The 21,404-nt window shown below is 69.9% G+C and carries 19 protein-coding genes; 8 read left to right on the forward strand and 11 right to left on the reverse strand.

Features of this window, described 5'->3' with window-relative positions:
• Nucleotides 1–201 precede the first annotated feature (201 nt).
• Nucleotides 202–447 (forward strand): hypothetical protein, encoded by a 246-nt coding sequence (locus ACZ5MC_RS18525; RefSeq protein ID WP_306601965.1) that lies wholly within the window; start codon nt 202–204, stop codon nt 445–447.
• A gap of 1 nt (nt 448) precedes the next feature.
• On the opposite strand, the gene ACZ5MC_RS18530 is transcribed toward ACZ5MC_RS18525, so the two are convergent.
• Both ACZ5MC_RS18530 and ACZ5MC_RS18535 read right to left on the reverse strand, forming a co-directional pair.
• Nucleotides 449–1,150 carry a cytidylate kinase-like family protein gene (locus ACZ5MC_RS18530; protein WP_306601966.1) on the reverse strand — a complete coding sequence of 234 codons (702 nt, stop codon included), beginning with the start codon at nt 1,148–1,150 and terminating at the stop codon, nt 449–451.
• Between the two features lie 59 nt (nt 1,151–1,209).
• On the reverse strand, nt 1,210–2,391 hold the full coding sequence (locus ACZ5MC_RS18535; protein ID WP_306601967.1) for a GGDEF domain-containing protein: 1,182 nt from the start codon (nt 2,389–2,391) through the stop codon (nt 1,210–1,212).
• A gap of 224 nt (nt 2,392–2,615) precedes the next feature.
• On the opposite strand from ACZ5MC_RS18535, the gene ACZ5MC_RS18540 reads away from it, so the two are divergent.
• The gene (locus ACZ5MC_RS18540; RefSeq protein WP_306601968.1) at nt 2,616–3,527 is read left to right on the forward strand and encodes a prohibitin family protein; all 912 of its coding nucleotides are present in this window, start codon (nt 2,616–2,618) and stop codon (nt 3,525–3,527) included.
• Nucleotide 3,528: 1 nt separating this feature from the next.
• On the opposite strand, the gene hisD is transcribed toward ACZ5MC_RS18540, so the two are convergent.
• The 8 genes from hisD to ACZ5MC_RS18580 all read right to left on the reverse strand — a co-directional run bounded on the left by hisD (nt 3,529) and on the right by ACZ5MC_RS18580 (nt 12,890).
• Nucleotides 3,529–4,770, reverse strand: coding sequence for a histidinol dehydrogenase (hisD, locus tag ACZ5MC_RS18545; RefSeq protein WP_306601969.1), 1,242 nt, complete (start codon nt 4,768–4,770; stop codon nt 3,529–3,531).
• Nucleotides 4,764–6,032 (reverse strand): phosphoribosyl-ATP diphosphatase, encoded by a 1,269-nt coding sequence (gene hisE / locus ACZ5MC_RS18550; RefSeq protein WP_306601970.1) that lies wholly within the window; start codon nt 6,030–6,032, stop codon nt 4,764–4,766. Before hisE ends, hisD begins: the two co-directional genes overlap by 7 nt.
• A complete protein-coding gene (hisF, locus tag ACZ5MC_RS18555) occupies nt 6,026–6,781 on the reverse strand; it encodes an imidazole glycerol phosphate synthase subunit HisF (RefSeq protein ID WP_306601971.1) in 756 nt (251 codons plus the stop codon). The genes hisE and hisF overlap by 7 nt, the downstream gene beginning before the upstream one ends.
• Entirely contained in the window at nt 6,772–7,356 is a 585-nt protein-coding gene (gene hisH, locus ACZ5MC_RS18560; RefSeq protein ID WP_306601972.1) for an imidazole glycerol phosphate synthase subunit HisH, read from the reverse strand. Before hisH ends, hisF begins: the two co-directional genes overlap by 10 nt.
• Nucleotides 7,353–7,913, reverse strand: coding sequence for an imidazoleglycerol-phosphate dehydratase (hisB, locus tag ACZ5MC_RS18565; protein ID WP_306601973.1), 561 nt, complete (start codon nt 7,911–7,913; stop codon nt 7,353–7,355). Before hisB ends, hisH begins: the two co-directional genes overlap by 4 nt.
• Nucleotides 7,914–7,935: 22 nt before the next feature.
• Nucleotides 7,936–8,775, reverse strand: coding sequence for an ATP phosphoribosyltransferase (gene hisG / locus ACZ5MC_RS18570; protein WP_306601974.1), 840 nt, complete (start codon nt 8,773–8,775; stop codon nt 7,936–7,938).
• Between the two features lie 320 nt (nt 8,776–9,095).
• Nucleotides 9,096–10,427, reverse strand: coding sequence for an OmpP1/FadL family transporter (locus tag ACZ5MC_RS18575; RefSeq protein WP_306601975.1), 1,332 nt, complete (start codon nt 10,425–10,427; stop codon nt 9,096–9,098).
• A gap of 36 nt (nt 10,428–10,463) precedes the next feature.
• Complete coding sequence (locus ACZ5MC_RS18580; RefSeq protein ID WP_464516466.1) at nt 10,464–12,890, reverse strand: hypothetical protein; 2,427 nt, start codon at nt 12,888–12,890, stop codon at nt 10,464–10,466.
• Nucleotides 12,891–13,221: 331 nt separating this feature from the next.
• On the opposite strand from ACZ5MC_RS18580, the gene ACZ5MC_RS18585 reads away from it, so the two are divergent.
• The gene (locus tag ACZ5MC_RS18585) at nt 13,222–15,540 is read left to right on the forward strand and encodes an ATP-binding protein (RefSeq protein WP_464516467.1); all 2,319 of its coding nucleotides are present in this window, start codon (nt 13,222–13,224) and stop codon (nt 15,538–15,540) included.
• Here the strand turns inward: ACZ5MC_RS18585 and ACZ5MC_RS18590 are convergent.
• Entirely contained in the window at nt 15,529–16,956 is a 1,428-nt protein-coding gene (locus ACZ5MC_RS18590) for a PAS domain S-box protein (protein WP_464516468.1), read from the reverse strand. The genes ACZ5MC_RS18585 and ACZ5MC_RS18590 overlap by 12 nt on opposite strands.
• 192 nt (nt 16,957–17,148) lie before the next feature.
• Here ACZ5MC_RS18590 and ACZ5MC_RS18595 point away from each other — a divergent pair, with 192 nt between their 5' ends.
• The 5 genes from ACZ5MC_RS18595 to ACZ5MC_RS18615 all read left to right on the forward strand — a co-directional run bounded on the left by ACZ5MC_RS18595 (nt 17,149) and on the right by ACZ5MC_RS18615 (nt 21,403).
• A complete protein-coding gene (locus ACZ5MC_RS18595; protein WP_306601978.1) occupies nt 17,149–17,343 on the forward strand; it encodes a hypothetical protein in 195 nt (64 codons plus the stop codon).
• A gap of 98 nt (nt 17,344–17,441) precedes the next feature.
• Entirely contained in the window at nt 17,442–17,927 is a 486-nt protein-coding gene (locus ACZ5MC_RS18600) for a hypothetical protein (RefSeq protein ID WP_306601979.1), read from the forward strand.
• Complete coding sequence (locus tag ACZ5MC_RS18605; protein ID WP_464516469.1) at nt 17,924–19,273, forward strand: GAF domain-containing protein; 1,350 nt, start codon at nt 17,924–17,926, stop codon at nt 19,271–19,273. Before ACZ5MC_RS18600 ends, ACZ5MC_RS18605 begins: the two co-directional genes overlap by 4 nt.
• Nucleotides 19,274–19,429: 156 nt before the next feature.
• Entirely contained in the window at nt 19,430–20,392 is a 963-nt protein-coding gene (locus ACZ5MC_RS18610) for a thiamine pyrophosphate-dependent dehydrogenase E1 component subunit alpha (RefSeq protein ID WP_464516470.1), read from the forward strand.
• Between the two features lie 12 nt (nt 20,393–20,404).
• The gene (locus ACZ5MC_RS18615) at nt 20,405–21,403 is read left to right on the forward strand and encodes an alpha-ketoacid dehydrogenase subunit beta (RefSeq protein ID WP_306601982.1); all 999 of its coding nucleotides are present in this window, start codon (nt 20,405–20,407) and stop codon (nt 21,401–21,403) included.
• The last annotated feature ends 1 nt before the right edge of the window (nt 21,404 follow it).

The raw sequence follows: 21,404 nt of genomic DNA on the forward strand, positions 1-21,404 counted from the left end.
CACAAGGCGCCAAGGGGCCCAGGGGAGGGGCCCAGGGATCAATTAGTAGATTATTGGATATAAATTGAATTGAGCAACTCATCAAGCCAAGAATGCCTTCAGAAGATAAATTGTTCCCAACCCCTCGCCAGCTTTTCTCCAAATCCTATAATCTTCTCATACAGTCCCGACCCAGGACCCTGACCGATTCCAGGAGGAACCATGCCCATGCGCGAAGGGTGGCTGATGCTTTGCCTGGCCACCGCCTGGATGTTCCAGCCCCAGCGTGCGGACGCCCCGCCCTGGACGGCCCTGCGGCCCGCGGCCCCGCAACGCCCGGTGGCCCTGACCCAGGAAGGGCCGCCCCCGCGTCCGGGCAAGCCCGGCGAGGCCTACCGCCTGGTCCGCCCCGGCCAGCCGGAGCCCCCCCGGGGACTGCCCGGCCTGCCCGCGGGCTTCCGGTTCTGAGTCAGCCCTTCCAGGCGCTCAGGACGTAGGCATGGATGGCGGCGGCCACCTGGCGGGCGGTGTGGCGCTCGTTGTTGAACACCGCGTCGTAGTGGACGGGGTCGGCGATGTCGGCGCCCAGGCGCTCCTGGATGTACTGTTCCCGCAGCCTCGACTCGTCCCGGATGAGGTGTTCGGCCTCGGCCCGGGTTCCCCCCATGCGGCGCACCAGGGAGTCCACCCGCCACGCGTGGCTGGCGTCCAGCCTGAAATGGAAGGCATTGTCCAGGCTCCGGCAGAGCACGGCCCCGCCGCGCCCGACGATGATGGCGTTGCCCTGGCGGGCGACCTTCAGGACCGTCTCGGCCACCTTGTCGAACAGCTCGTCGTGGGTGACCCCGCCCCTGGGACGGAAGCCGAAGGCCTCCAGGCTCCGGGTGGCGTCCCCCAGGTCGTCCAGGAGGCTCTTGGCGATGCCCTCATCCTGGGCAACCTTGTCCAGGAGGGCCTTGTCCCAGATGCTCCAGGGCTCGCCCGCGCTCCCGGTGAACAGCTCCTGCACGCGCTGGGCCACCGCGAAGGCCTCGCAGCCGTAGGCCCGGGAAAGCGTGACGACGGGTCCCGGCCGGGCCTTCACGGGAGCCTGGCCCCGCCGCTCCTGGATGGCCACCCACCCCGACAGGCGCTCCTGCACGCTGGCAGGCAGGTTCGTTCCGGACGTCATGGCGCACCTCCCGGGGATGCCGGCCCAAGCATGGAAGGAATCACCGCAATTATAGGTCCCTACGACCCGCCATCCACCTCCACGCGGTTCCGGCCGGCCTTCTTGGCCCGGTAGAGGGCCGCGTCGCTGCGCGCCAGGAGGTCCTCCAGGGGATCCCGCGCCTGGGCCTGGCTGGAGGCGAGCCCCACGCTGACGGTGTAGGGCACCGTGACGCCACCGGCGTGGGCGACCTCCTCGCGGATGCGCTCGGCCACGTGGAGGCCCTCGGCCAGGGAGGAATTGGGCAGGAGGAGGACGAACTCCTCCCCGCCGTACCGGCAGTGGAGGTCGAATTCCCGGATCGTGCGGCGCAGCACCTCGGCCAGATGCTGGATCACGAGGTCCCCCGCGGCGTGGCCGTGCCGGTCGTTGACGGCCTTGAAGTGGTCGATGTCGATGAACAGGACGGAGGCCTCCAGGCCGTACCGCTGGTGGTAGGCCAGGACGCGGGCGGCCTGGGACGTGAAGGTCCGCCGGTTGGAAAGGCCCGTGAGGGAGTCCTGGGTGGCCAGCTCCCGGAGCTCGCGGTCCGCGTCCTCCTTGGCGATGAGCAGGACCACCGCCCCCCCGACCACCATCATGAGGATCAGGAGGAAGAAGGTGAGGCTCTGCACCAGGCCGGTGGAGAACAGGTTGAAGGTGCTGTCCAGGGTGGCCAGGACGGCCCGCACCCCCAGGACCCCGATGAAGACGAGGTTGCCGGTGCCCAGGACCCGGCGGAACGCCGATTCCCGGGGATCCGTGACGAAGAGGATCGAGGGGATCGCCATGCACAGCCCCACCCCCAGCGACGTGGCCGCCATGCGGTAGCCGGGGGCGCCCAGGGCGAGGGTCACCAGGTTCATGAGCAGGAGGCCCGAAGCGGAAAGGACGAGGTGGACCCGGCGCGCGGTGGGCCTCTCGATGCGGGCCAGTTCCAGCGCCACCATGGATTCCAGGAAGAAGCCGGCCAGGAGCAGGTTGTTGGCGGCCAGGACGGCGAGGATGCCGGGCAGCACCTCCCGCTGGAGCATCAGGAGCCAGGCCAGGGACTGCAGGAGCCGGGCCAGGGCATAGCAGTGCAGCGGATGCCGGTGCCCGGATTCGGCCGTGAACCACTCGAACAGGAAGATCAGCGCCGCCATGGCGGCGTTTCCCGTGAAGAGCAGCACCAGGACGGTTCGGACATCCAGGGCGAAGATGGCCGCAAGCGGCGGGGTCATGGGGTTCCTGTGGGGGGCCGGCCTTCACCCGGGGAAAGTGTTCAATATTCGAATAGACGACGATTCCCGTCAATGGATAGTGGGTTCGTCAGGTAAAAAAGATAGATTATTATTATTTAATCACCATTCCGTCCAATGCCCGGTTCCACGCGCCGTGAATTTCTCAAGGTGTTAGGCTTAACCCGAAATGAAGCTTACAACCGACCTTGTTTCCGGAGCCGACCATGGTGTTCATCGCAGTGCTTCTCTTCATCGCCGGCTTCGTGGCCTGGCGGGCCAAGGCCCAGATGGGCTTCCCCATGTCCCAGCGGCTGGGTCTTCTCCACATCGTGGCCTGGGTCGCGGGGGCGGTCCTGCTGGTGGCGTCCATGGCCAAGATCGTGGATCCCGGCCAGGCGGGGGTGGTGATCCTCTTCGGCAAGGTCAAGGATGACGCGCTTCCCTCGGGCCTCCACTTCATCAACCCCTTCTCCGAAGTGCAGACCATGGAGGTGCGCACCCGCAACTACACCATGTCGGGCATCGGCGACGAGGGCCAGAAGAAGGGCGACGACGCCATTCCCGTGATCACCTCCGACGGCCTCACCGTCAAGCTGGACGTCTCCGTCTTCTACCACCTGGAGCAGGAGAAGGTCCCCGCCATCTACAGGCAGATCGGACCCGACGTGGAGGGCATCATCATCCGCGGCCAGATCCGCACCTCGCTGCGGGATTCGGCCGCGGGCCTCACCGCCACCGAGCTCTACACCTCGCACCGCCAGGGCTTCGTGGACAACGTGAGCAAGACCCTGAAGACGGCCTTCGCCGAGCGCGGCATCATCCTCGAGCAGATGCTGCTCCGGAACGTCCTCCTTCCGGACCAGATCACCAAGGCCATCAACGACAAGATCGCCGCGGACCAGGAGGCCCAGAAGATGACCTTCGTCCTCCAGAAGGAGAAGCAGGAGGCGGAACGCAAGCGCATCGAGGCCGAGGGCCAGGCCCGCGCCCAGCAGATCGTGTCGGCCTCCCTCACGCCGCAGATCCTGGAGTACCAGCGCATCCAGGCCCTGCGCTACGTCGGGGAGAAGGGCAACCTGATCATCACGGGCGGCGGCGGCGCCACGCCCCTGATCCAGATGCCTTCGAAGAAGTAGGCTACCCCCTCATTCTCGCCGAGACCGCATGCGCCGCCAAGCCTTCCGCCCGGGCCAGGGCCGCGGCCTGGGCGGCCAGGGGGGCCCGGCCTTCCGGGAGCGTCCGCTGCCAGGTGAGGATCTTCAGGAAGGTGGCCACCGAGACCCCGCCCGTGAACCGCGCGGCGCCCGAGGTGGGCAGGATGTGGTTGGTGCCGCTTCCGTAGTCCCCGAAAACCTCCGCGGCGTCCTCGCCCACGAAGAGGCTGCCGTAGCTGCGGAAGCGGCCTTCCAGGGCCTCGGCCCTGGCGCCCTGGAGCTCCAGGTGCTCGGGTGCGAGGGCGTCGGCCAGGGCCACGGCCTCGGCGTCGCCGGCCAGCACCACGGCGAAGCCGTTGCGCAGGCTGTCCCGGGCTGGGGAGTCCGGAGGCAGGGCCGCCAGCTGGGTCTTCAGCTCTCCGTTCACCTGGGGGATCAGGGCGGGGTCGAAGACGGCCAGGAGAGGCCTGGCGTCGGGGTCGTGCTCGGCCTGGGCCAGGAGGTCGGCGGCGATCCAGGCGGGGCGGGCCCCCGGGGAGGCGATGACGAGCAGTTCGCTGGGACCCGCGGGGAAGTCGATGCCCACGTCGCCGTACAGCAGCCGCTTGGCGCCGGTGACAAAGCGGTTGCCGGGGCCCACCACCAGGTCGGCCCGGGGGACCCCCGCCAGGCCCCAGGCCACGGCGGCCATGCCGTGCACGCCGCCCAGGTCGAAGACCCGGTCCGCGCCGGCCAGCGCCGCCGCCGCGAGGGTGACGGGGTGGAGGCGGGGGCTGAGGACGATGACCTCCTCGACGCCCGCCACCCGCGCGGGGACGACGCCCATGAGCACGGAGCTGGGCAGCGGGTAGCGCCCTCCGGGCGCGTAGCACGCGGCGCGGCGCACCGGGAGGACCCGCTGGCCCAGCACCATGCCGTCCACCTCGGTGCTGAAGTCCCGGAAGGTCTCCTTCTGGGCCCTGGCGAACACCTCCACGCGGCGGATGGCCTCCACCAGGTGGCCGCGCAGTTCGGGGTGGAGCTTGTCCGGGGCCTCCCTGACCTTGACGGGGTCCACCTCGAAGGGGCCGCCCTTGAAGCCGTCCAGCTTGCGGGCCCAGCCGAACACGGCCTCGTTGCCGCGCTTGCGGATGTCGTCGAGGATGGTCCCCACCTCGGGGGGGACCGGCGGGAACACGGTCCCCGCCTGGTCCATGGCCTTGGCGAAGGAGAGGGTCTTCAGCATGCGGGAGCTCCTTTGGCGTTGCCGGGCTTGCGGGTGTCGGTGGTGGCGCGGCGCTCCAGTTCGCGGAGCACCTGCTCCATGCGCACCCCTCCCTGGGTGAGGCGGACCATGAGAAAGTAGAGCAGGTCTGCCCCCTCCCACACCAGATCGTCCTGGGTGGCGGCCCCGGCCACTTCGGCGGCCTCCTCCAGGAGCTTGGCGCCCAGGAGGCCCTCCTCCCGGAAGAGGCGCGCCGTGTAGCTGCCCGGCGCCGCGCTCTCCAGGCGGGAGCGCAGGGTGGCTTCGAGATCGTCCAGGGCGAACTCGGACCGGCCGAAGCAGGTGCCGGCCCCGGTGTGGCAGGTGGGCCCGTCCTGGCGCACCACGAAGCGCAGGGTGTCCCGGTCGCAGTCGGCCTCCACGCGCAGGAGCTCCTGGCCGTGGCCGCTCCGCTCCCCTTTCTCCCAGCGTTCCTGGCGGGAGCGGGACCAGTAGACGCCCCTGCCCTTTTCCAGGGCCTCCTTCAGGCACGCCGGGTTCTCGTACGCCACCATGCGCAGCCTCCCGGCCTCGTCCATGACGGCCGCGGGGATCAGGCCGCCCTGCTTGTCCCAGTCCAGGCAGGCCAGGAAGGCCTCGGCGGGGTCCAGGAGGCCCTTGTAGAGGGCCATGCCCACCTGGGCGTCCAGGCCCAGGCGATCGAGGGCGGCCACGTCCTCCACCGTCGTGACGCCGCCGGCGTAGACGATGGGCAGCTTCGTGGCGGCCCGGGCGGCCCGGGCGGCCTCCCAGTCCAGGCCCTCGAGGCGGCCCTCCTTGTCCACCACGGTCATGAGGAAGCCCCCGCAGAAGGGATCCAGGCGCCGCAGGCGGTCCAGGGGCGCCTCGGCCTCGTCCTCCATCCAGCCCCTGGACTGGAGCTTTCCGGCCCGCTGGTCCACGGCCACCAGGGTGCGCTCGCGGGGGAGCCTGCGCAGCAGCTCCTCGGAGGCGGCGGTGCCCAGGATGATGGAGGCCGCGCCCGCACGCAGCAGCTCATGGGCGCGCTCCGCGGTGCGCACGCCGCCGCCCACGCGGCAGCGGGCCACGCCGCAGAGCTCTTTCACCAGGGCCAGGTTGTCGCCCCTGCCCATGGCGGCGTCCAGGTCGATGACGGCCAGGTCGCCGTAGACCCGCCAGCGCCGGGCCAGGCCCAGGACGTCCTCCACCTCCAGGACCTTGGTGCGGCCCCCCACCAGCTGCACGGCCTTGCCGTCCATGAGATCGATGCTGGGGATCAGCATGGGCGCACCTCCACGCCCCGCTGGGCGAGCTGTTCCTTGAGCCGGCGCACCGTGAGGCCGCCGGTGTGGAAGATGCCGGCCGCGAGCACGGCGTCGGCGCCCGCCCCGAAGGCCTCCACGGCGTGGTCCGCCTCCCCGAAGCCGCCGCTGGCGATCAGGGGGATCCTCAGGCCGCGCGAGGCGCGGCGCAGCACGTCCAGGTCGTAGCCCGACCCCGTGCCGTCCCGGTCCATGGAGGTGAGCAGGACTTCGCCCGCGCCCCGGTCCTGGGCCTCGGCCAGCCACGCGCCCATGGTGAGCTGGGTCAGCGTCCGCCCCGCGTCCACGGCCACCAGGATCCCGTAGGCCGGGCGCCGCACGTCCACGGCGAGGACCACGCACTGGCTGCCGAAGCGGGTGGCCAGCTCCGTGATGAGCTCCGGGCGGCGCACGGCGGCGGTGTTGATGGCCACCTTGTCGCAGCCGGCCATGAGCAGGGCCTCGGCGTCGGCCACGGTGCGGATGCCGCCGCCCACGGTGAAGGGGATGAACACTTCGCGGGCGACGGCCGCCACCATCCTCACCGCGGTGTCCCGCTTCTCGATGCCCGCGGTGATGTCCAGGAACACCAGTTCGTCGGCGCCCTCGGCGTCGTAGCGCGCCGCCAGCTCCACGGGGTCGCCGCTGTCCTTCAGGTTCTGGAACTGGACGCCCTTGACGACCCGGCCGTTCTTCACGTCCAGGCAGGGGATGATCCGCTTCATGACCATGCGAGGGCCTCCTTGAGCAGGTTCAGCCCGTAGGTGCCGCTCTTCTCGGGGTGGAACTGGAACCCGGCCAGGCTCCCGCTGCGGAAGCCGGCGAGGAAGGGCCGGCCGTAGCGGGCCGTGGCCACGGCCGCCTCGCGGCCGTCCGGGAAGGCCGGCACGAAGTACGAGTGCACGAAGTAGGCCGCGCCCGAGAGGTCCCCGAAGTCCACCGCGCTCCAGCCCATGTGGGGCACCTTGAGGGACGGGTCCAGGAAGAGCTCGCTGCGGCCCGGCAGGAGCCCCAGGCCGGGCGTGTCCGGAGCCTCCTCCGAGCCCTCGAACAGGAGCTGCATGCCCAGGCAGATGCCCAGCAGGGGCCGGTCCAGGGCCGCCCGCTCCTTCAGGGCGTCCCCCAGGCCCCGCCGGGCCAGTTCGGCGCCGGCGTGGCCGAAGTTCCCCACGCCGGGGAGGATGAGCCGGTCCATGCCCAGGACGTCCTCCCGGGCCGAGACCCGCCGGGATTCCAGGCCCAGGAACTCCAGGGCGTTCTCCAGGCTCCGGAGGTTCCCGCAGCCGTAGTCGACGATGCCGATCAACGGAGCACCCCCTTGGTGGAGCGCAGGCCGTCGGCTTCGGCCATGGCCTCCCGCAGGGCGAACCCCACGCCCTTGAAGGCGGCCTCGGCCATGTGGTGGGCGTTCTCCCCGGTGACCTTCAGGTGGAGGGTGAACCGGCCCTCCAGGGCCAGGGTCCGGAAGAAGTGCACGATGTTCTCGGTGGCGAGGCCCCCCAGCGTCTCCGACGGGAAGGGGATGTCGATCACCGGGTAGGGCCGGCCGCCGATGTCCAGGGCCACCGTGGCCAGGGTCTCGTCCATGGGCAGCAGGCGCTGGCCGTAGCGGGCCCGTCCCTCCCGGCCGCCCAGAGCCTGGTCCAGGGCGCGGCCCAGGGCGATGGCCACGTCCTCGGCCAGGTGGTGGCCGTCGCCCAGGGGCATGAGGTCCACGGCCTCGAGTTCGAGGCCCAGCCCGCCGTAGAGGTTGAGCTGGTCCAGGAAGTGGGTGAGCATGGGCACCGAGGTGGCCACGGCGCCTCCGGCCCCCAGGGTCAGGGCGACCCGGGTCTCCTTGGTGATGCGTTCGAATCTGGTCATGACCTGCCTCCCGGGAAATCGTTCACGACACCACCTTGCTGAAGGAGAACTCCAGGATGTCCGTGGCCCCCGCCGCCTTGAGAAGGGGGATGAGGCGGCGCACCTCCTTGGCGGGCACGGCCGACTTCACGGCGAACCCGCCCTCCCCGGCCAGGGGCATGACGGTGGGCATGCGCATGCAGGGCAGCATCCCCAGGACGGCGTCCAGGTTGGAGGCGGCCACGTTCATCTCCAGCATCACCCGCTTGCGGGCGTCGAGCACGGAGTTGAGGAGGAGGACGAACTCGTCCACCTCGGCGCGCCTGCCCAGGCGGGGGTTGGCGATGAGCCGGGTGGAGGAGGTGAGCAGGGTGTCCACGATCTCCAGGTCGTTCTCCACCAGGGTCCGGCCCGTTGCGGTGTTGTCCACGATCATGTCGGCGTCCTCGGGCGGGAACACCTCGGTGGCGCCGTGGCTGCGCACGAAGAGGTAGTCGTAGCCCTCCTTGTCCAGCCAGGTGCGCGTGATGGTCTCGTACTCGCTGGCCACCACGATGCGCCGGCTCCGGAGGGAGGCCACGCCCGTGCGGGGGGCGGCGGCCACCAGGCGGACCTTGTCCAGCCCCGTGTCCAGGAGGTCGTCCACCTCGGCGCCCAGTTCCACCACCCAGTCGTGGCCCGCAAAGGCCAGGTCGTGCCGGCCCAGCTCCACCATGCGGACGATGTCCTGGGGCTTGAGCAGCTTGAGCTGGAAGCGGGGGTCGGCGCAGGCGGGCCGGTAGTTGCGGCCGTTGGCCAGCACCTTGAACCCGGCGTCCTCCATGAGGCGGAGGACCCCCTCGGCCATGCGCCCCTTGGGAATCGCCAGATTGATCGTGTCCATGGAATCTCCAGAAAGAAAAAAGCCCCGGATGGGTTCCGGGGCGAGGTATCAGGCTTGCAAGGCCCGGCCTAGCCCGGAAGGGGCGGATGGGCGTGCATGGTGGAGGTGAAGGTTCATGGTCTTCCTTGAATGCGAGAACCCCCCGGGGGTCGAGGCCGGGGGGGTCGTGCTGGGTTCGTGTCGCCTTGTTCGGTTAAGCGCCCGTCCCGCATGCCCCTGCCCCGCCGGTGAAGGCGTGGAAATGGGGATGATGGATGACGATGAAGGTCACGGATACCTCAGAGGCACCACTCTAGCGTCCCCTGGGGGCTTCCGTCAAGTCAGAAGCGGAACTTGGCGCCCAGGGCGATGATGGTGGCCCCCACCTTGTAGGTGCCGGTCAGGCCGCCCCGGAAGAAGTTCGGATCGGACTGGGAGGTGCCCGACACCTGGCCCAGGGGGACCGTGGAGCCGAAGATCTGGGTGGCGCCGAAGTCCACCGTGGTGGCCTTCGAGACGGTCCAGGACACGCCCGCCGAGATCCACTTGCGGTCGGCGTCGGGAATGCGGGGCGTGCGGTGGGCGTTGTCCACCGGGGACCGGTCGTAGGCCAGGCCGAAGCGGAAGGCCCACTCGGGCGACACCCTGCAGAGGGTGCCCACGGAAAGGAACCAGGAGTCCTTCCAGTTCTCGTCCACCACGGAATCGGGCTGGCTGGAGGCGAACTTCACCCGCAGCTCCTTGAAGTCCGACCACCCGGTCCAGGCCGCCTCGCCCTGGAGGCTGAAGGTGGGGGTGACCTGCCAGGTGAAGCCCGCCGATGCCGTGGCGGGCAGGTTCACGTCCGCGGTCCCGCCGCCGTTGACGAAGGTGGTGTTGAAGGGGGCAGGGACGGGGTCGTAGGCGATCTGGCCCTTCACCTTCAGGGTGGTCTTGCCCTGGTAGCCCACGCCGAACCTCAGGTCCGTGGACGGCTGGAAGGTGAAGCCGGCCTTGTAGCCGTAGGCCCAGCAGTCGCCCTTGAGGGTCGCGGTGCGGTCCGCGCTCCCGGGGGTGAAGCCGGGGACCCCAAGGGCGTTGCCGATGGCGCCGAAATCCACCGAGTTGCTGAGGGTGGCCTCGGCCTTGCGCGCCACGAAGGCCACGCCGAAGGTCCAGGCCTCGCTGGCCCGGAAGGCCACGCTGGGGGCGACGTCGTAGGTCTTCAGGTCGGTGCGCAGGCCGTGGTAGCGTCCGATGAACGAGTCGGGGTAGTTCGTCACCAGCCCGAAGGGCACGTTCACCGACAAACCAAGGTGGACCTTGTCGTTCAGGGCCCAGTGGGCGTAGATGCCCGGGAGGATGGGCTGGCTGGTGGCGTTGGGCAGGTCCGGGGGCCCGGAGATGGTCCGGGACGCGGGCTGGAACACCGGGGCGCGGGAGCCCGCGGCGTTGGAGAGGTCCATGTGGATGCCGATCCAGGAACCGCTCACCGACACCTCCCCGCCCTGGAAGAGCGGCAGGACCGCCGGGTTCCAGAAGAGGGAGGAGATGTCCGGGGCGCCGGCGCTGGCGCCGGCGAAGGCGTTGCCCAGCCCGGAGGCGCTCTGCTCCCGGAGCAGGAAGCCCGAGGCCGAGGCGGTGGAGGCGATGGCGAGGAAGAGGGTGAGGGAGGAAAGTGCGCGCTTGGTCATGGGAAGGGGGCTCCTCGTTCGGATGGGGGGATCGGGTCAGTGGCCGAGGATGGTCCAGATGGCCGGAACCTGGACCTCGGAGGAAACCCCCGTGACCAGCCCGGAGGCCGTCTGGGTGGGATCCAGGGCGATGGACGTCCCGGTCACGCCGAGGAAGTAGAGAAGCTGCTTCTGCATGAGGCCCGCGTTGGCGGGGTGGGTCGGATCCAGCAGGCCGCCGTGGGAGATCCCGGCCTGGTCGAACTGGAAGTACCCCTCCACCGGGGTGGTGGCGGTGGGGAGCAGGGCCGCAGGCTGCGTCTTGGGCGCCGGGGAGGTTCCGTTCAGGGTGTACATGAAGGTCGCGGGGATCCGGTCCGCCGCGCCGTAACCCAGCTGGAAGAAGCCCGGGGCCACGGCGGCCGCGGCCGCGGTGCCCAGCACCGCCCGGCCTCCCAGGGCGTTGCCCAGGTAGCGGGTGTAGGGGTTGGTGATCACAAGGTCGCCGTCGGTGGGATTGCCGTTGGCATCGAAGGTGGAGGAGGTGGCCTCCTGGATGAGGAGGCGCCCCGAGAGCCGGCTGGGCAGGCCCGAGGCCAGCGGCGTGGTCATGCTGGCCGGATCCGCGGTGTCCACCACGGTCTGGGTGGCCTGGAAGAAGGAATTGTAGGTCACGCTGCCCTTGGCGATCCCGGCGGCCGCCAGACCCGCGTCGATCGTGGCCCCGAAGGCCGGACTGGCCTGGATCAGGTAGGCGGTGCGGGCACCCGGGACGCTGAGCAGGCCCTTCATGTCGTTGGCGAGGGTGGCCTGGGTGTAGGGCGGCGCGGTGGTGGACAGGGTGGTGTTGCCGGCGAGGTAGTAGGCCCCCACGATGGAGCCCAGGCTGATGCCCACGAACCTGGCCTTGGTCGTGGCGGGGGCCTTGGCGGCCAGGACGTCGAAGCCGTGGGTGGCCAGCACCAGCTCGAGCCGGTGGAGGTCGAAGGCGGCCTGCTGGATGTTGGACCGGGTGGCCAGCGGCGCGCCCACGGCCATGAAGGCCTGGCCCCAGCCGGCCTGCTTCTGGGCCTTCACGGCGGCGCTGTCGCCGGCCGCCACCTGCAGGGCGGGCGGGGCCAGGGCGCCGTGGAGGGGAAGATCCACGGCCAGGGCCGCGTAGCCGCCGCCCGTGAGCACCTGGGCGAGGCCGATCACCGTCTCCTTCTGGCTCGTGATGCCGTGCTGGTAGAGGACGACGGGGTAGCCGCCGGCGGGGGCCGCGGCGTCGGGGGCGAAGTAGACGAACGGGATGGGCGAAGGCACGTGGTAGTACCCGGTGAGGACGCCGCCGGCGCCGCGGAAGGGCTGCACCACGCCCGAGGCCGGATTGAAGGCGCCGGTCACGGCGGTGAGGTCCATGGAGGCGGCGTTGGCCCGGGCCAGGACGGGATCGATGTTCAGGAACGCGGTGTTGATGGTGCCCAGGACGACGGTTCCGAGGGTGGCGGGCACGGTGCTGGCCGGAGCGCCCGTGACGCCCTGCCAGAAGGCCCCCACGTCCAGGAGCGGATTGGCGTTGCCCTTGGTGAAGGTGGTGGTGACGGTGACGGCGTTGTCCCAGGTCTTGCCGGACAGGCCGCCCAGGGGCGCGCCGGCGGCGAAGGCCCGCAGGGCCGACTCGACGGGGATCACCGTCGTGGGGCTGGCGGGGTTGGGCGCGACGAACCCCGCGCCGGAGGTGATGAAGCGGCCCATGAGCGCGATGTCGGCGCGGGAGGCGATGGTGGTGGTGGTCCTGGCGGCGATGAGGTCGTCCATGACCTTGGCGTAGCCCGACAGGAGGATGTTGGTCCCCGAGGTGGCGTTGGCCCGGATGGCCTCCAGGGCCGCGGTGGAACCCGTGAGGGGCACCGTGGACTTGAGGTAGTTGAAGTACACCGACGGGATCACCGCCCCGCCCGTGGCGGCGTCCTGCACCCGGCTGGTGACCACGTAGACGTAGCGGGTGGCGGGCGCCAGGGGGAAGGACGGGAAGAGCCACAGGTCCGTGCCGCCGGCGGGGTACTTGAAGGTGAACATGCCCGTGACGTCGGTGAACCCCAGCGGGTTGTTCTCGGTGCCGGCGGGGTCGGGGGTGATCTGGAACACCTTGATGTTGGCCGGCGTGACCGTGGAGGCCAGGAGCGGGTAGGTGAAGTGGAGGTAGATGGGGGCGTTCACCCCGGCCACCGCGTTGGTGCTGCCCACCTCGTACTTGTTGATGTAGGCCATGGCCTTGGCCGGGTCCAGGCTCGTGCCCGCCGCGAGCGTGGCCAGGGGGTCCGCCGCCACCGCCGTGGCCAGGATGTTGGGCAGGGGCACGTCCCCCGTCGTGGGATCGAAGGCTGCTGCGTTGGAACTCATGTCCGGGGCCGGGTTGGGCACCGGTTCCTGGCGGGAGGAGCAGCCCGCCAGGGCCAGGAGGGACACGCAGGTCAGCGACGTTCGAAGGAAGGCATTCATTCTTCACCTCGGGAGGCGGGTTGATGGATTGGGTCCAGAGACTAAACGCCTTCGAAGTTGTCTTCCACAAAAAATTGTCAGAAAAGGCTTATTTTTCGGGGAAATAAGACGATCGGAAGGTCGTTTTAACCTGCGCCCTGGATGGGACCAGGCCGCGTCCGAAATCGGGATAAGATGGACGGTCGACTCGCCCCGTGAACCCAAACCTTGGCCCTTCAAGGATTCCGCGTCTTCTTCCAAGGGAGGATCCCTGTTCCGCGCTGCACTGATCGCCCTCCTCCTGCTCCTGTGCCCCTGGCGCCTGGCGGCAGGGCCTTCCCGCAAGCCGCTGGTGGCGGGCATTTCCAAGGACTTCCCGCCCTTCGAGTTCCTGAACGGCAAGGGCGAGCCGGACGGTTATGACGTGGAAGTCCTGAAGGCCGCCGCGGCCGTCATGGACGTGCCCCTGACCTTCAAGGCCGCGCCCTGGGAGACCACCCTCCAGGACCTCGCCGCGGGCAGGGTCGACGTGGCGCCGGGAGTTCTCTGGTCCCGGGAGCGGGCCGGGTATCTCGCGTTCAGCCAGGCCCATCTGGTGGTCCACTATTCCATTTTCCAGAGGCGCGATTCCCCGCCGGTCCAGGACCTGGCCGGACTGCGGGGGCGGCGCATCCTCGTGGAGAAGGGCGGCGAGATGGCCGAATTCTTGGCCTCCCAGGGGATGGCGGACTGCGCGGAGCCCGTCGCCTCCGAGCCCGAGGCCCTTCGCCTGCTGGCATCCGGCGCCCAGGATGCCGCCATCGTCGCCCGCATCACGGGCCTGTGCCTGATCGAGGAGTTCCGCCTGACCAACCTGAAGGCCTCCGGAGGCTCCGTCCATGCCCGTGACCTCTGCTTCGCCGTTCCCCGGGGAAGGGAGGACCTGAAGGCGACCCTCGAGACGGGTCTCGCCATCGTCAACCGGACCAAGGGCTACGACGCCATCTACGGCAGGTGGTTCGGGCACCTGGATCCGGCGCCCCGGACGCGCCTGCTCCGGCTGGCGGGATGGGCCGGGCTGGGCGGGGCCGTCCTTCTCCTGGGGGCGCTGGCATGGACCGCCGCCCTGCGGCGCCAGGTGAAGGACCGCACCCGGGATCTGGCCCAGGCCAACGAGGCCATCCGGGAGAACGAGAGGCTCCTGGCTGCCATCGTGGACACCCTGCCCCTGGGCCTGTTCGCCAAGGACCCCAGGAACGGCTTTCGCTACGTGCTCTGGAACACCGAGGCCGAGGAGATCTTCGGGCTTCGGCGGGAAGAGGTCGTGGGGAGGCGGGACGAGGACCTCTGGCCGGCGGACCAGGCCGCCTTCTTCCGCGGGGTGGACCTCGATGTCCTCCGCCGGGGCGAGGTGGTGGACGTCCCCCGGGAGCCGGTGGACTCGCGCTCCCGGGGACCCATCCAGCTGCACACCGTCAAGGTGGCGGTGCCGGATTCCGCCGGGCGCCCCAGCCTGCTCCTGGGCCTTTCCGAGGACATCACCGAGCGCCTGCGCCTTGCGGAGGAGCACCGCGTCCTGGAAGCCCGCCTCCAGGAAACCCAGAAGCTGGAGAGCCTCGGCAGCCTTGCAGGGGGCGTCGCCCACGACATGAACAACGTCCTGGGCTCCATCCTCGGCCTGGCCTCCGCGTTCCAGGACCAGGCAGAGCCGGGCTCGGGCCTGGCCCGGGCCCTGGAGACCATCACCAAGGCCTGCACGCGGGGCGGGACCATGGTGCGCGGCCTGCTTGCCTTCGCCCGCAAAGGGCTCACGGAGATGAAGGACCTGGACCTCAACGGCCTCGTGCGGGACGAGGTGCAGCTCCTGGAGCGCACGACGCTGGCCCGGGTCCGGTTGTCGATGGACCTGGCCGAAGGCCTGGAGCCCATCCGCGGCGACGCGAGCGCCCTCACCCACGCCCTCATGAATCTCTGCGTGAATGCCGTGGACGCCATGGACGACGACGGCATCCTCACCCTGCGCACCCGTAACGCGGAGTCCGGGTGGGTGGAGGTCCAGGTCCGGGACACCGGCCGGGGCATGCCCCCCGAGGTCTTCGCCAGGGCCCTGGATCCCTTCTTCACCACCAAGGCCCACGGCACCGGCCTGGGGCTCTCCATCGTCCATGGCACCGTCAAGGCCCACCAGGGGCGGATGACCGTGGACAGCGATCCGGGAAGGGGCACGGTCGTGACCTTGCGGTTCCCGGCCTCGCGTCCCGCTCCGTCGCCTTCCGGAGGCGGCACCGCCGGCGGGCCGAAGGCCCGGACCCTGGCCCTCCGGGTGCTCCTGGTGGACGACGACGAGCTGATCCGGACGTCCATCGGACCCGTGCTGGAAGCCCTGGGCCACACGGTGGCGCTTGCCTCCAGCGGCAGGGAGGCGCTGGACCGGGTCGGGAGCGGGCTCATCCCCGATGTGGTCATCCTCGACATGAACATGCCGGGCCTCGGCGGGGCGGAAACCCTCCCGCACCTTCGCGCACAGTGTCCGGCCCTGCCCGTCCTCCTCTCCACGGGAAGGGCGGACCAGGGCGCCCTGGACCTGACCCTGGCCCATCCCAGGGTCGCCCTCCTGGCCAAGCCCTTCACGATGGCCGACCTGCGAAGGGCGCTGGAGGACATCGCAGCCAGGGGTTGGCTAGTTGGCTAGGGGCAGCAGCACCCTCACCACCGTGCCCCGCCCCGGATCGCTCTGGATCTGCACCGTGCCCTTGTGGTTGCGGATGATTCCCGCCACGGCGGGCAGGCCCAGGCCCCGCCCGATGAATTTCGTCGTGAAGAAGGGATCGAAGATCTTCCGCAGGACCTCCTGGGTCATGCCCATTCCGGTGTCCCTCACTTCCAGGAAGGCGTAGGCGCCCGCGCCGACGCCGAGGTTCGGCGCCAGGGAGGATTCCCAGCGGCGGTCCAGGATCTCGCCGCCGGTGCGGATGGCCACCTCCCGCGAGGAGGCGGGGTCCAGGGACTCGAAGGCGTTGACGGCCAGGGTTCGCACGACCTGGAGGAGCTGGTTGGGATCCGCCAGCACCTGGGGGGCCGCGGGGTCCAGGAGGAACTCCAGCCGGGTGCTCCTGGGCACCATGGCCATGAGGAATTCGCGGGAGCCCTCCACCAGCGCGTTGAGGTCCACCCTCCTCATGGCGGAGACCGTCTGGCCCAGGTAGGCCATGAGCTGGTTGGTGAGATCCGACCCCCTCATCGCCGCCTGCTCGATGCGGTCGAAGCTGGCCCGGGCGCGGCTTTCGGGGTGCACGTCCCGCACGCCCAGGTTGCAGTTGCCCAGGATCGCGGTGAGGAGGTTGCTGAAGTCGTGGGCCACGCCGCCCGCGAAGGCCTTGAGGCCCTCCATCTTGTGGGTCTCGCGCAGGGACTCCTCGGCGGCCTTGAGGGCCGTGATGTCGGCCTGGATCGCGATGAAGTGGCCCGGGGCGCCGCCCTGGCCCGGCACGGGCACGATGGTGGTGGCCACCCAGTAGGGCTCGCCGTCCTTGGCCCGGTTGCGGATCTCGCCCTTCCAGACCTGGCCGGCCAGGATGGTGCGCCAGAGCTCCTGGAAGAAGACCGCGCCGTGGAAGCGGCTGTTGACCAGCTGGTAGGTCCTGCCGAGCAGCTCGGGCCGGGCGTAGCCGGACAGGTCGCAGAACTTGTCGTTCACGGCCAGGATCCGGCCCTTGGCGTCCGACAGCGACACGATGGCGTGCTCGTCCAGGGCCCGCTGGTAGCTCTCCATCCCGACCGCCCCCCAGGACTGGGCGTCCATCCTGGGCTTGCGCACCGCGTACTCCCGGGCCTCCCCCAGGATCGCGTCCCCGGTGGGGCCGTCGGCCAGCTTCCAGACCATGCGGATGGGGGTGCCGTCCCGCTTCTGGAAATGGCTTTCATGAATCCCAGATACCTTTCCCCGCATGTGCCCATCGAACATGGACAGGACGGTGCGCCGCTCCCTGGGCACCACCATGTCGGCGAAGTCCTTTCCCAGCAGTTCCTCGTTGCCGTAGCCCCACAGGCGGGAGGAGGCCCCCTTGACCATGCGGAACCGCCGGTCGGCGCCAAGGCTGTACACCACCTCCCGATCCTTATCCAGGATCCAGTCCAGAAGGGCGCCCGGGTCAGCGGGCGACTTGGCTCTGCGGCCCAGGAAGAACATGTTCAAGTATACAATTCGGGGCCGGGCCATGCGGGTATATTCCAATTCTTTTTCTTATCGCAAACGGGGAAAACGCGCTAAAATGCTGGAATTCCATCTCCAGGAGCTTCCGTGAAGACGTTCATCGCCGCCCTCGCCATCCTCTCCTTCGCCGCCGCCCGCGCCGAAGAGCCCAAGAAGCCGGCCAAGGCCGCCGCCTGTGCGAAAGAAGGCTGCAAGGACTCGAAAGCCTGTGAAAAGAAGGTTTCCGAGAAGAAGAAGGACTGCTGCAAGCAGGAATGCCCCAAGGACGCCAAGAAGGGCTGAACGGACCGGAGGATCTCCGACGGTTTTGATCGACTTTCCCTTGGCTTGGCTGCCGGGTCTGGTACCATTCCAGGCCGATGAACCAGAAGTTTTCTCCATTGGCCCATGACGAATTTGTCGCCCTCCTGGAGGGCGGGATGTCGGTGTGCGTGGCCTCCCGGGGAAGGGGGGGGATCCCGGCGGTGAGCCGGGCCCTGGGCTGCCGGGTCTCCCGGGACCGCCGCCGCCTGTCGGTGTTCCTCTCCCGGTCCCAGGCCGCGGACATCCTGGAGGACGTGCGCGCCAACGGCACCATCGCCGTGGTGGCCTCCCATCCCGTCACCCACCGCTCCTACCAGTTCAAGGGCACGGACGCCGCCGTGGCGCCCCTGGGCAGGGGTGAACCGGCCCGCATCCGTGCCTACGTGGAGACCTTCCTCCGGGTTGTGGAACCCGAAGGCTACCCGCCCCACCTCATCCGCGCCCTCTTCGCCAGCCCCCGGGAGACCCCCGAGGACTGGGTGGCGGTGACCTTCACGCCCACCTCCGCCTTCAGCCAGACACCGGGCCCGTCCGCGGGCGATCCCCTGGGGGACGCCCCATGACCATCCGGCTCGAGACCATCCGCGACTGCCTGGAGGGCGCCGTGCCGGGCTACGTCGCGACCTGCGATCCCGACGGGACCCCCAACATCACGGCCCTTTCCCAGGTGCAGTACGTGGACGAGCGCCACCTGGCGCTCTCCTACCAGTTCTTCAACAAGACCCGCCGGAACATCCTGGCCAACCCCACGGCCCGGCTCCAGGTGACCAGCCCCCTCACCGCGGCCCAGTACCGCATGACGCTGCGCTACCTGCGCACCGAGACCCAGGGACCGCTGTTCGAGACCATGAAGGCCAAGCTCGCGGGCATCGCCTCCCACGAAGGCATGACCGGGGTGTTCCGCCTCCTGGGCTCGGACGTCTTCGAGGTCCTGGAGATCGAGCTCGTGCCCGGGCAGCCCCTGCCGCCGCCGGCGCAGCCCAGCCGCATGACGGCCCTGCGCTCCTCCGCGGCCCGCCTCGCCGCGGCCCAGGACCTGGAGAGCCTCCTGGGCGGCATCCTGGACTGCATGGAGAAGGATTTCGACATCGGCCACACCATGGTGCTGATGGCCGACACCGCGGGCCGCAAGCTGTACACGCTGGCGACCCGCGGCTACGACCGCTCCGGGATCGGCTCGGAGATCCCCATGGGCGAGGGGGTCATCGGCGTCTGCGCCCGCATGGCCACTCCCATCCGCATCGGACACGCCACCTCCGAGTACGGCTACGGCCGCGCCCTGCGCCGGAGCGCGGAGGAGGAGGGCATGGGGGACCGCCTGGACACCCGGATCCCCCTGCCCGGCCTGGCGGAACCCGCGAGCCAGCTTGCCATACCCATCCAGGCCCGGGGCCGGCTCCTGGGGGTCCTGTACGTGGAGAGCCCGCAGGATTCGCGGTTCACCTACGACGACGAGGACGCCCTCATGGTCGTGGCCGCCCAGTTCGGCATGGTCGTCCAGGACCTGGAGACGGGCCAGGAGCCCCCGGAGGACCCCGCCTCCGAGCTTCCGGAGCCCCCGCCCGGGTGCGTGGGGGGAGGCCCCCTGGTGGTGCGGCACTACGCCGAGGACGACAGCATCTTCCTGGACGGCGACTACCTCATCAAGGGCGTGGCCGGCAGCATCTTCTGGACGCTGGTCAGGGACCACGTCACGCTCCAGCGCACCACCTTCAACAACCGGGAGCTGCGCCTGGACCCCAGGATCAAGCTGCCCGGCCTCAGCGACAACCTGGAGGCGCGGCTGGTGCTGCTGGGGCGGCGCCTGGTGGAGCGGGAGGCCTGCGTCCGCATGGAGAAGACGGGCCGGGGCCGGTTCCGCCTCTGCGTCGAGCGGGCCCTGCACCTCGAGGACGTCCCGCAATCCTAAGGGAACCTTAAAGGGATCTTAAAAAAATCTTATTAAGGAACTTGGAATAACCCGCCCCCGTCCGGGGGCGTAATTTTGCAATGTCGCCCAAGGCAGCGTTCCCCCCCGGAGCCGCACGCCACTCCTGGCAGACCTTTGGAAATTGACGAGGAGAACATGAACCGATACCCCTTTGAACCCACCCCGCGCGCCCTCCTGGAACGGATGCTCTTCATCCGCGCCTACGAAGAGCAGATCGCCGACTTCCACACCAAGGGCCCCTTCCCCCACGTGTGCACCTCCGTGGGCCAGGAGGCCTCCGCGGTGGGCGTCGTGGCCGCCCTGGAGCCCGCCGACCTCATCCTCACCAACCACCGCAGCGCCGGCCACCTCCTGGCGCGGGGCGCGGACCCCGGCAGGGTGCTGGCCGAAGTGATGGGCCGGTCCGGCGGCTACTGCAAGGGCAAGAGCGGCACCCTGCACGTCTCCGCCAAGGAGCTGGGCGTCATCCTCACGTCGACCATCGTGGGGGGCGAGCTCTCCCTGGCCACGGGCGTTGGCCTCTCCCTGTCCATGCAGGGCAGCGACGCCATCGCCGTGTGCTTTTTCGGCGACGGAGCCGCGGCGGAGGGCATCTTCCACGAGTCCCTGAACCTGGCGGCGGTGTGGCAGCTCCCGATCCTCTACGTGTGCGAGAACAACCACTGGCAGGCCTTCGTGCACCGGAACGAGACCATGCTCGGGGACCGGATCTCGCCCCGGGCCGCGGGCTACGGCGTGGAGGGCCTCACGGTGGACGGCAACGACGTGGAGGCCGTGCTGGCCGCCGCGAAGGACGCCGCCGCCAAGGTGCGGGCGACGCGCAGGCCCTTCCTGCTGGAGACCTACACCTACCGCCTGCGCGGCCACATGGAGCCCAACGACCAGTCCTACGTTGACCCGTCGGAGCTGGAACTCTGGCGCGCGCAGGACCCCATCCTCCGTATGAAGCGCAGCCTCCTGGACCGGGGCCTGGCCACCGAGGCCGGCCTCGCGGACATGGCCGCGCGGGCCCGGGAGGCCATGGAGGCCGCCGCGGCCTTCGCCTCCGCCTCGCCCTTCCCCGACCCCGCCGAACTCCTCACCGACGTCTACGCCTGAAAGGAATCCCCCATGCAGAACATCACCGTTGAAGCCGCCGTGGGCCAGGCCCTTGCCGAGGAGATGCGCCGCGACCCCACCGTCCTCATCTTCGGGGAGGGCGTCGCCACCAAGCGGAAGGACCTCCTGGAGGCCTTCGGCTCAGCCCGGGTGCGCAACACCCCCCTGGCCGAGGGGATCATCGCCGGCACCGCCGCCGGCGCCGCGGCCACGGGCCTGCGGCCCGTGGTGGACCTGCTCTTCGCGCCCTTCCTCTGCTTCGCCATGGACGAGATCGTCAACAGCGCGGGCAAGCTGCGCTACATGTCCGGCGGCCAGTTCAAGTTCCCCATGGTCGTCATGGCGATGACCGGCGGCGGCTGGACCGTGGGCGCCCACCACAACCACAACCTGGAGTCCTGGTTCGTGCACGCCCCCGGACTGAAGGTGGTGATGCCCTCCAACCCCGCCGACTTCAAGGGCCTGCTCAAGTCCGCCATCCGCGACGAGAACCCGGTGCTCTTCTTCACCGACATGGCCCTCTCGTTCAAGCCCGGCGAGGTCCCCGAAGGCGACCACCTGGTGCCCCTGGGCAAGGCCTCGGTGGTGCGCGAGGGGTCGGACGTGACCCTCATCTCCTACGCCAAGACCGTCGACGCCTGCCTGGAGGCCGCCCAGACCCTGGCGGCCCAGGGCGTGGAGGCCGAGGTGATCGACCTGCGCACCCTCAAGCCCCTGGACGAGGCCACGATCCTGGCGTCCGTGGCCCGGACGGGCCGGGCCGTGATCGTGCACGAGGCCGGACGCCTCTGCGGGGTCGGCGCCGAAGTGGCCGCCCTGCTCTCCGAGAAGGCCTTCGCCGACCTCAAGGCCCCCATCGTGCGCCTCACCGGCCCCGACGTGCCTCCGCCCTCCAGCTACGTCCTCGAGCAGGCCTACATCCCCCAGGCCGGCGCCGTGGCCGAGGCCGCCCTCCGCCTGGCCTCGCACTCCGCCGCCCTCAAGCTCGCCCCCAGCCCCGCGGGAGCCTGAT

This window comes from Mesoterricola sp. JemC181 (assembly GCF_055384585.1).